The sequence below is a fragment of the Neisseria sp. P0022.S010 genome (genome assembly GCF_051956635.1).
Genome location: NZ_JBQCXF010000102.1, coordinates 1 through 9147 on the forward strand (window position 1 = coordinate 1; position 9147 = coordinate 9147).

Consider the following 9147-nt stretch of genomic DNA (forward strand, 5'->3'; position numbering starts at 1 on the left):
GTCAAAGCATGATAACAACCCTAAAACGAAAGAACACCCAACCCCACACCGCCACCCTACACCAGAAAGATCCTCCCCCACAATGAAAAAAACCACCTACTCTCCATGCCCGATGCTGATGACGGCCGCTGTCCAAGCCGCGCCTTCCGACAGCGAACGCATTGCGGCACTGGAGCGTCAGGTGGCCGAACTGACTGCCCAAGTAAACCGCCTACTGAGCGAGCGTTTGGACGAGCGTTCCGCACGCAGAAACAACGAAGTTCACGTGTGTACGTTGTCGGCATTTACCGACACGTTCCGTACCGAAAACGTCAACCGCGGCCGCGCACGCTTGGATGTGATTCAGCAATGCCGCCGCCAGCACGCGGAAATGTTCTGCAAGGAAGAAACCGTCCGTTGCCAGACTTACCGTTAACCTTTCATACTCAGGCCGTCTGAAACCCTGTTTTCAGACGGCCTTTTGATTGTTTGCGTTCTTCCATGTCAAAACAAACGGGAAACAACAATGCCAAAGCGGTTTGACATGATGTTACGACACAAGCAATCCGCTTCTGAATCCGCTATAATCTGCGTTTGATTTTATTTTCCAACGCCTTTGTATAAAGCGAAATATCATGCAAGAACAATATCAACCCGCCGCCATCGAGCCTGCGGCGCAGAAAAAATGGGACGACGCCCGTATTTTCAACGTCTCCGAAGACGCTTCCAAACCCAAATACTACTGCCTTTCCATGTTCCCCTACCCCAGCGGCAAGCTGCACATGGGGCATGTGCGCAACTACACCATAGGCGACGTATTGAGCCGCTTCAAACTCTTAAACGGCTTCAACGTCATGCAGCCTATGGGTTGGGACGCGTTCGGTATGCCTGCGGAAAATGCGGCGATGAAAAACAACGTCGCCCCTGCTGCATGGACTTACGACAACATCGAATACATGAAAACCCAGCTCAAAAGCCTGGGTTTTGCGATTGACTGGGAACGCGAAGTCGCCACCTGCAAACCCGAATACTACCGCTGGGAACAATGGCTGTTTACCAAGCTGTTTGAAAAAGGCATCGCCTATCGCAAAAACGGCACGGTAAACTGGGACCCGGTCGATCAAACCGTATTGGCTAACGAGCAAGTTATCGACGGACGCGGCTGGCGTTCGGGTGCGTTGATCGAAAAACGCGAAATCCCGATGTATTACTTCAAAATCACCGATTACGCCGAAGAGTTGCTCAACGATTTGGACAAGCTGGAACACTGGCCTGAACAAGTCAAAACCATGCAGCGCAACTGGATCGGCAAATCACGCGGCATGACCGTGCGCTTTGCCGTTTCAGACGACAGCAAACAAGGTTTGGAAGGCGATTACGCGAAATTCCTGCAAGTTTACACCACCCGCCCCGACACGCTGATGGGCGCGACTTATGTTGCCGTTGCCGCCGAGCATCCGCTGGCAACCGCCGCAGCCGCCGACAAACCCGAATTGCAGGCATTTATCGCCGAATGCAAAGCCGGCTCCGTTGCCGAAGCCGACATGGCGACAATGGAGAAAAAAGGCGTGCCGACCGGCCGCTACGTCGTCAACCCGCTCAACGGCGACAAGCTGGAAGTGTGGATTGCCAACTATGTATTGTGGGGCTACGGTGACGGCGCAGTGATGGCGGTTCCGGCGCACGACGAACGCGATTTCGAGTTCGCCACCAAATACAATCTGCCTAAAAAACAAGTCATTGCCGTCGGCGACAACGCATTCGACGCAAACCAATGGCAAGAATGGTACGGCGACAAAGAAAACGGCGTATTGGTCAACAGCGGCGACTTGGACGGCATGAATTTTCAGACGGCCTTCGACGCCATTGCCGCCAAGCTGCAAAGCCAAGACGCAGGCGAACCGAAAACCCAATACCGCTTGCGTGACTGGGGTATTTCGCGCCAACGCTACTGGGGCTGCCCGATTCCCATCGTCCATTGCGAAAAATGCGGCGACGTACCCGTCTCCGCCGACCAACTGCCCGTCGTTTTGCCTGAAAACGTCGTACCCGACGGCATGGGTTCGCCTTTGGCAAAAATGCCCGAGTTCTACGAAACCACCTGCCCATGCTGCGGCGGCGCGGCGAAACGCGAAACCGACACCATGGACACCTTCATGGAATCGAGCTGGTACTTCTTCCGCTACATGTCTCCTCAATTCGCAGAAGGCATGGTATCGGCAGAAGCCGCGAAATACTGGGGCGCGGTCGACCAATACATCGGCGGTATCGAACACGCGATTCTGCACCTCTTGTACGCGCGCTTCTTCACCAAACTGATGCGCGACGAAGGCTTGGTCAATGTTGACGAACCATTTGAACGCCTGCTCACGCAAGGCATGGTCGTCTGCGAAACCTACTACCGTGAAAACGCCAACGGCAGCAAAGACTGGATCAACCCCGCCGATGTCGAATTGACTTTCGACGACAAAGGCCGCCCCGTTTCCGCCGTCCTCAAAGCCGACGGACTGCCCGTCGTCATCAGCGGCACGGAAAAAATGTCCAAATCCAAAAACAACGGCGTCGATCCGCAAGAACTGATTAACGCCTACGGCGCGGACACCGCCCGCCTGTTCATGATGTTTGCCGCACCGCCCGAACAGTCCCTCGAATGGAGCGATAGCGGCGTCGAAGGCGCGCACCGCTTCCTACGCCGTCTGTGGCGTACCGTTTACGAATACCTGAAGCAAGGCGGCGCGGTCAAAGCGTTTGCAGGCAGCCAAGACGGTTTGTCTAAAGAACTCAAAGACCTGCGCCACAAACTGCATTCCACTATCGCCAAAGTCAGCGACGACTACGGCCGCCGCCAGCAGTTCAACACCGCCATCTCCGCCGTGATGGAACTGCTCAACCAATACGACAAAACCGACACCGGCAGCGAACAAGGCCGCGCCGTCGCCCAAGAAGTATTGGAAGCCGCCGTACGCCTGTTGTGGCCCATCGTGCCACACATCTGCGAAACCCTGTGGAGCGAATTGAACAGCGCGAAACTGTGGGAAGCTGGCTGGCCGACAGTCGATGAAGCCGCTTTGGTCAAATCCGAAATCGAAGTGATGGTTCAAGTCAACGGCAAACTGCGCGGCAAAATCACCGTCGCCGCCGACGCCTCCAAAGCCGACCTCGAAGCCGCCGCACTCGCCACCGAAGGCGCGGTGAAATTCATGGAAGGCAAGCCCGCCAAGAAAATCATCGTCGTTCCCGGACGCTTGGTAAATATCGTCGTCTAAACCGCTTTTAAGGTTTAGCCATACGGATAAAGGCCGTCTGAAACTTGGAAACAGGTTTTCAGACGGCCTTTTTAAGGTAGATTAAGCTGATAAGTCCAATAACACATTGGGATGAAAAGGTTCCATTGGATTTAGAATCACTCTACACACGTCCCTGAAACATAAATCCGTTGTATTCCTCACGATGTTTTGGCACAATTCGAAGCCAATCAACCACGCTTGTACTTGGCATCCTAATGGCTTCAAAACCCTTCCTAAAATGGGCTGGTGGCAAACATAAACTTGTCCCCTTTATCGAACACAATCTACCCACTCCTGCACGAAAACGTCTGGTTGAACCCTTTTGCGGTTCTGCTGCTTTGTCTCTTGCATTGGATTTCGAACATTATCTGCTCAATGATATTAACGCTGACTTAATCGGCTTATTCCGTATCCTAAAAGAAGAAAAATCCGGATTCATAGACTATACCCGCTCTTTCTTTACTTCCGAAAACAATAGCGATTCAAGATTCTATGAATTGCGGGAACAATTCAACTTCAGCCAAGATCTACACGAACGTTCAGCGCTATTTATTTATTTGAACCGCCATGCTTTTAACGGTTTATGCCGTTACAACAGCAAAGGGGCATTCAATGTGCCATTTGGACGCTACAAATCTCCTTACTTTCCACAACAAGAAATGGAAGGTTTCATTCAAAAATCTGACAGAGTTGAATTAATGTGCGGAGATTTTCAAACAATCCTATCTCTGACAAACAATACAGATACTGTTTATTGTGATCCTCCTTATGCACCTTTAAGCCCAACCGCTTCATTTACCACTTATGCCAAAGAAGGCTTCAATTTGGACGATCAAATCCGCCTTTCCCAGACAGCCCAACAAATTGCACCTAACTCTCAAGGCGTTTTGATTTCAAATCATGATACTGAATTTACGAGAAATATTTATTCTTCTGCCATTCTAAAAACGGTTGAAGTACAACGCAATATTGCCGCAAAGGGCAGCAGTCGCAAAAAAGTCGGAGAACTATTGGCAATTTATGAGTGATTTCAACAAATTGGCTGAAGAAGCTGCCATTTATCAAAGTCGTTTGAAAAAAATTGTTTCAGACGACCTTGTTCTCTACAACGAAAATTCCCTTAACGTCATGCGGAAGATATTGGAAAAACATCCAAACGGCTGTTTTGATATGATTTTCGCAGACCCTCCCTACTTTCTTTCCAATGACGGCTTCAGTTGTCAAAGCGGACAAATGGTTTCCGTCAATAAGGGCAACTGGGATAAATCCAAAGGAATGGCGGCAGATTTGGAATTCTACGAAGAATGGCTCCGACTGTGTTACGCCTTATTAAAACTAAACGGCACAATTTGGGTTTGCGGCACATTCCATAATATCTATTTAATCGGCTACCTGATGCAAACCATCGGATACCATATTTTGAACAATATTACTTGGGAAAAACCCAATCCTCCCCCTAATTTGTCCTGCCGTTTTTTTACCCATTCGACAGAAACAATCTTATGGGCAAAGAAAAATAAAAAAGCCAAACATACGTTTCATTATGAAATGATGAAAGTACAAAATGATGGCAAGCAAATGAAATGTGTTTGGACATTTCCTCCACCAAATAAAACCGAAAAAACATTCGGCAAACATCCGACACAAAAACCACTCCCCTTGCTTGAACGCTGCATACTATCGGCTTCAAATATCGGAGATTTAATTTTTGACCCTTTCATGGGCAGCGGCACAACAGGCGTTGCTGCCTTAAAACATGGTCGGAAATTTTGTGGTTGCGAACTAGAAGAGGATTTTTTTGAATTAGCAAAGAAAAGGCTACAACAAAAGCTGTAGCCCCATCTTATTTTAAATTATTCGAACAACACCATCTCTATCCTGTCTATCCCGGCTGGCCATTTTACGAACTTCCTGCATGAATTCTTTTTTAAAATAAAATGCATGATTCTTATTTGAAATATCCCGATCATATTGCGCAGAAAATATAGGACTGTATGGCTTGGAATCTTTTGATCTGATTTGTATAAAACTACCGTTTGATGTATGAATGTATCCGTCGCCGGAATTAATATCAGCTAACAGCTTACTTTTAATTTGCGTGAAATCAGCAGATAACTGTCTAAAAAGTTCACCCCCTTCATTTATTTGCACATGATAAGCTGACTGTATGTACCATTTGTCAGGATCGTTGTCGACTTTACAAATAGGAACATATAGCAAATTCTTTATTTTTTGGTATATCCAACTATCTTCAAAACTTATCTGATCGCTGATTAACTGATCAAAGTTACTGGAAATCTGCGAGATAAACATAGTCTCTAGTGGTTCACCATCTGCATCTGCTTTATTGGTTTTCAGCTCACCATCGGCAAAATCTGTTAAAGCACTTGTATTGTTAAGCCCTATCAATTTTTCGATAAACTGTCCTACCCCGCCTTTATTTATCTTCATTTCAGCGGTGAACTCGGGAAATCTGGTTTGATATTCAAGTTTTAGATCTCCTAGCGTCCTTCCGACGTTTTCTATAAAAAAACCATACGAATCAGTTAGATTCATTATCACAGTTCCCGTCATTAACATAGTCCTTAAAAGTTAAAAGTTCAGGCAAAGAAATATCTAATGCACTAGCCAAACGAATAAGATTTAATAGGGCAGGGTTACGCTCTCCACGTTCTATCATTCCGATATAAGTCCGGTGCATATTCGCTTTTTCAGCCAATGCTTCCTGACTTAAATCCTGGAGTTGTCTTAAATGACGAACATGTTTGCCAAATTGTTTTAAAATTTCTGATTTCATGATGACTATTCTTAATGTTTGCAAATTAAATTCCACATACAATAAGTATCAACTTTAGTTCTAATACGAAAGGCCGTCTGAAACCCTATATTCAGGTTTCAGACGGCCTTTTTATCTGCCCGATTTTATTCGCCGTAATAGGCTTTGGTCAGGATTTCTTCCATATCGGCTACCATAGCGAGGCGTGGGTTGGCCGGGGTACATTGGTCTTCAAAAGACATCATGGCCAGCTCTTTTCTGCCGTCGAGGAAGGTTTTCTCATCGATGCCCTGCTCTTTCAACGACATTTTGATGCCGACGTTGACCGCCAGTTCATGACAGGCGCGGGCGAAGGATTCTACGCCTTCGGCAGGGGTGGCGCACGGCAGGCCTAAGGTACGGGCGATTTCCTGATATTTCAGGTCGGCTTTGTAATAGTTGTACTTCGGCCAGGTGGCGGTTTTCTGCGGGCGCGTGCCGTTGTAGCGGATGACGTGCGGCAGCAGGATGGCGTTGGCGCGGCCGTGCGGAACGTGGTATTTGCCGCCGATTTTGTGCGCCATCGAGTGGTTGATGCCGAGGAATGCGTTGGAGAACGCCATGCCTGCGATGGTGGAGGCGTTGTGCATGTGTTCGCGCGCTTCGGGGTCGGACGCGCCGTGTTTGTAGGAGCGTTCAAGGTATTGGAACACGAGCTTGATGGCTTGCAAGGCGAGGCCGTCGGTAAAGTCGTTGGCGAGCACGGAAACGTATGCTTCTACGGCGTGGGTCAGTACGTCCAGACCGGTGTCGGCGGTTACGCCGGCGGGGACGGTCATGGTAAACGCGGGATCGACGATGGCGATGGTCGGGGTCAGCGAGTAGTCGGCGATGGGGTATTTTTTGTCGCCGTCGCTGATGACGGTAAACGGCGTGACTTCGGAGCCGGTGCCCGATGTGGTTGGGATGCCGATGAATTTGGCTTTGCGGCCCAACTCGGGGAAGCGGAAGGCGCGTTTGCGGATGTCCATGAATTTTTGGACGAGGTCTTCAAAATCGACTTGGGGCTGTTCGTAGAAGAGCCACATGGCTTTTGCCGCGTCCATCGGCGAGCCGCCGCCCAGCGCGATGATGGTGTCGGGCTGGAAGCTGCGCATCAAATCCGTGCCTTTATAGACGGTTTGGACGCTCGGATCGGCTTCGACGTCGGTAAACAGCTGGATGGTCACTTTGTTTTTGCGTTGATGCAGTTGGTGGGTGATTTTATCGACAAAGCCCAGATCAACCATCGAACGGTCGGTCACAATCATGACTTTTTCGCAGTCTTTCATGTCTTGCAGATATTGGATGGAGTCGCGTTCAAAATAGATTTTGGCGGGCACTTTGAACCATTGCATGTTGTTTCTCCGACGGCCTACTTTTTTGATGTTTAACAGATTGACTGCACTGACGTTGCCGCCGACGGCGTTTTTACCGTAAGAGCCGCAACCGAGGGTCAGAGAAGGCAGGAAGGCGTTGTATACGTCGCCAATGCCGCCGAAGGTGGAAGGCGAATTCCAAATCACGCGCAGCGCTTTGACGCGGGTACCGAAGGTTTTTGCCAATTCTTGATCAGCGGTATGGATGGCGGCGGAGTCTCCCAAGCCGTCGAAGGCGACCATCTGTTCGGCAAACTGCAAGCCTTGTTCGATGGAATCTGCTTTGAGCATTGCCAGTACGGGCGAGAGTTTTTCGCGGGTCAGCGGCTCGTTGGGGCCGACTTCGCGGCATTCGGCGATGATGATGTTGGTTTTTTCGGGGACTTTAAACCCTGCCTGTTCGGCAATCCATGCCGCCGGTTTGCCCACCACGGCAGCATTGAGTTTCGCGCCGCCGCAGTTGGCGCAGTTTGCTGTAACGCCGAAGATGAAGTCTTCGAGCATGGCTTTTTCTTTTTTGTTGGCAAAGTACACGCCGTAGGATTTGAACTCTTCGACCAGCTCTTTATAAATCTCTTTGTCGGCGATGACGGCTTGTTCGCTGGCGCAAATCATGCCGTTGTCGAACGCTTTGGACATCACGATGTCGTGTGCCGCCTGTTGGATGTTTGCCGTTTTTTCGACATAGGCAGGCACGTTGCCCGCCCCGACGCCGAGCGCGGGTTTGCCGCAGGAATAAGCAGCTTCCACCATCGCATTGCCGCCGGTCGCCAAAATCGTCGCCACGCCCGGATGTTTCATCAGCGCGGAAGTGCCTTCCATAGATGGTTTTTCAATCCACTGGATGCAGTTTTCCGGCGCACCGGCGGCAATCGCAGCATCGCGCACGATTTGGGCGGCGTGGGCGGAACACTGCTGGGCGGAAGGGTGGAACACTACTGGGCGGAAGGGTGGAACACTACTGGGCGGAAGGGTGGAACACTACTGGGCGGAAGGGTGGAACACTACTGGGCGGAAGGGTGGAACGAGAAAATAATCGGATTGCGGGTTTTCAGCGCAATCAGGGATTTGAAAATGGTGGTGGAAGTCGGATTGGTGGTCGGCACGATACCGCAGACGACCCCGACCGGATCGGCGATTTCGGTAATGCCGATTACATCGTCTTCGCTGATGACGCCCACGGTTTTCAAATCGCGCAGGCAGCGCACGACGTTTTCGCAGGCAAACAGGTTTTTGGTCGCTTTATCTTCAAATACACCGCGCCCCGTTTATTCAACCGCGTGCATGGCGAGTACACCATGTTTGTCCAGCGCAGCGATAGAGGCTTTGGCAACGATATAATCAATCTGCTCCTGATTCAGCTTGCGAAACTCGTCCAACGAGCGCAAACCCTTTTCAACCAAACTGTTGACCTCGGCTACGGCGGGGCTGACGACATTGTCGGCTGATGCGTTCATGGTGTATCTCCTTGATATAAGGTGGCAATAAAGTCGATAAATTTTCACCACGATTACTATAAGTAATTTAGTTACATTCTGCTTTGACCTACATCACAAACCATGATTGAACTTTTCAGACGGCCTCTTTATCATTTATTCATTTTAATTTATTGAAGTATAATGATTTCACCCTAAAGCAACCAAAGACGGTCATTCTTGGTCGCTTTCCCCGTATATTAAAATAAGAACAGAAAACCAATGTATTAAAA

At 49.5% G+C, this 9147-nt stretch carries 9 protein-coding genes; 4 read left to right on the forward strand and 5 right to left on the reverse strand.

Going from position 1 to position 9147, the window contains the following annotated elements; genetic code table 11:
• The 4 genes from ACTHUT_RS10200 to ACTHUT_RS10215 all read left to right on the forward strand — a co-directional run.
• Positions 1 to 415: hypothetical protein (locus ACTHUT_RS10200; RefSeq protein WP_440418775.1), on the forward strand; the 415-nt coding region annotated here is incomplete at its 5' end.
• Positions 416 to 614: 199 nt separating this feature from the next.
• Positions 615 to 3245, forward strand: coding sequence for a leucine--tRNA ligase (gene leuS, locus ACTHUT_RS10205; RefSeq protein ID WP_250601383.1), 2631 nt, complete (start codon positions 615 to 617; stop codon positions 3243 to 3245).
• Positions 3246 to 3481: 236 nt separating this feature from the next.
• Positions 3482 to 4294, forward strand: a complete 813-nt coding sequence (locus ACTHUT_RS10210) for a DNA adenine methylase (RefSeq protein ID WP_250601385.1) — start codon at positions 3482 to 3484, stop codon at positions 4292 to 4294.
• Complete coding sequence (locus ACTHUT_RS10215) at positions 4287 to 5102, forward strand: DNA-methyltransferase (protein WP_250601387.1); 816 nt, start codon at positions 4287 to 4289, stop codon at positions 5100 to 5102. Before ACTHUT_RS10210 ends, ACTHUT_RS10215 begins: the two co-directional genes overlap by 8 nt.
• Positions 5103 to 5114: 12 nt before the next feature.
• On the opposite strand, the gene ACTHUT_RS10220 is transcribed toward ACTHUT_RS10215, so the two are convergent.
• From ACTHUT_RS10220 to ACTHUT_RS10240, 5 genes are all read right to left on the reverse strand, one after another.
• Positions 5115 to 5822, reverse strand: a complete 708-nt coding sequence (locus ACTHUT_RS10220) for a MutH/Sau3AI family endonuclease (protein WP_250601389.1) — start codon at positions 5820 to 5822, stop codon at positions 5115 to 5117.
• A complete protein-coding gene (locus tag ACTHUT_RS10225) occupies positions 5809 to 6063 on the reverse strand; it encodes a helix-turn-helix domain-containing protein (RefSeq protein WP_070591788.1) in 255 nt (84 codons plus the stop codon). The genes ACTHUT_RS10220 and ACTHUT_RS10225 overlap by 14 nt, the downstream gene beginning before the upstream one ends.
• Positions 6064 to 6188: 125 nt before the next feature.
• Positions 6189 to 8375 (reverse strand): bifunctional acetaldehyde-CoA/alcohol dehydrogenase, encoded by a 2187-nt coding sequence (gene adhE, locus ACTHUT_RS10230; protein WP_348772607.1) that lies wholly within the window; start codon positions 8373 to 8375, stop codon positions 6189 to 6191.
• A gap of 68 nt (positions 8376 to 8443) precedes the next feature.
• Entirely contained in the window at positions 8444 to 8647 is a 204-nt protein-coding gene (locus tag ACTHUT_RS10235) for a hypothetical protein (RefSeq protein WP_284675709.1), read from the reverse strand.
• Between the two features lie 60 nt (positions 8648 to 8707).
• On the reverse strand, positions 8708 to 8896 hold the full coding sequence (locus ACTHUT_RS10240) for a hypothetical protein (protein WP_283126981.1): 189 nt from the start codon (positions 8894 to 8896) through the stop codon (positions 8708 to 8710).
• Positions 8897 to 9147 lie beyond the last annotated feature (251 nt).

Bases quoted from the DNA above. Each gene is read 5' to 3' on its own strand.
- leuS (WP_250601383.1), top strand. From the start codon at position 615: ATGCAAGAACAATATCAACCCGCCGCCATCGAGCCTGCGGCGCAGAAA.
- ACTHUT_RS10210 (WP_250601385.1), top strand. From the start codon at position 3,482: ATGGCTTCAAAACCCTTCCTAAAATGGGCTGGTGGCAAACATAAACTT.
- ACTHUT_RS10215 (WP_250601387.1), top strand. From the start codon at position 4,287: ATGAGTGATTTCAACAAATTGGCTGAAGAAGCTGCCATTTATCAAAGT.
- ACTHUT_RS10220 (WP_250601389.1), bottom strand. From the start codon at position 5,822: ATGAATCTAACTGATTCGTATGGTTTTTTTATAGAAAACGTCGGAAGG.
- ACTHUT_RS10225 (WP_070591788.1), bottom strand. From the start codon at position 6,063: ATGAAATCAGAAATTTTAAAACAATTTGGCAAACATGTTCGTCATTTA.
- ACTHUT_RS10240 (WP_283126981.1), bottom strand. From the start codon at position 8,896: ATGAACGCATCAGCCGACAATGTCGTCAGCCCCGCCGTAGCCGAGGTC.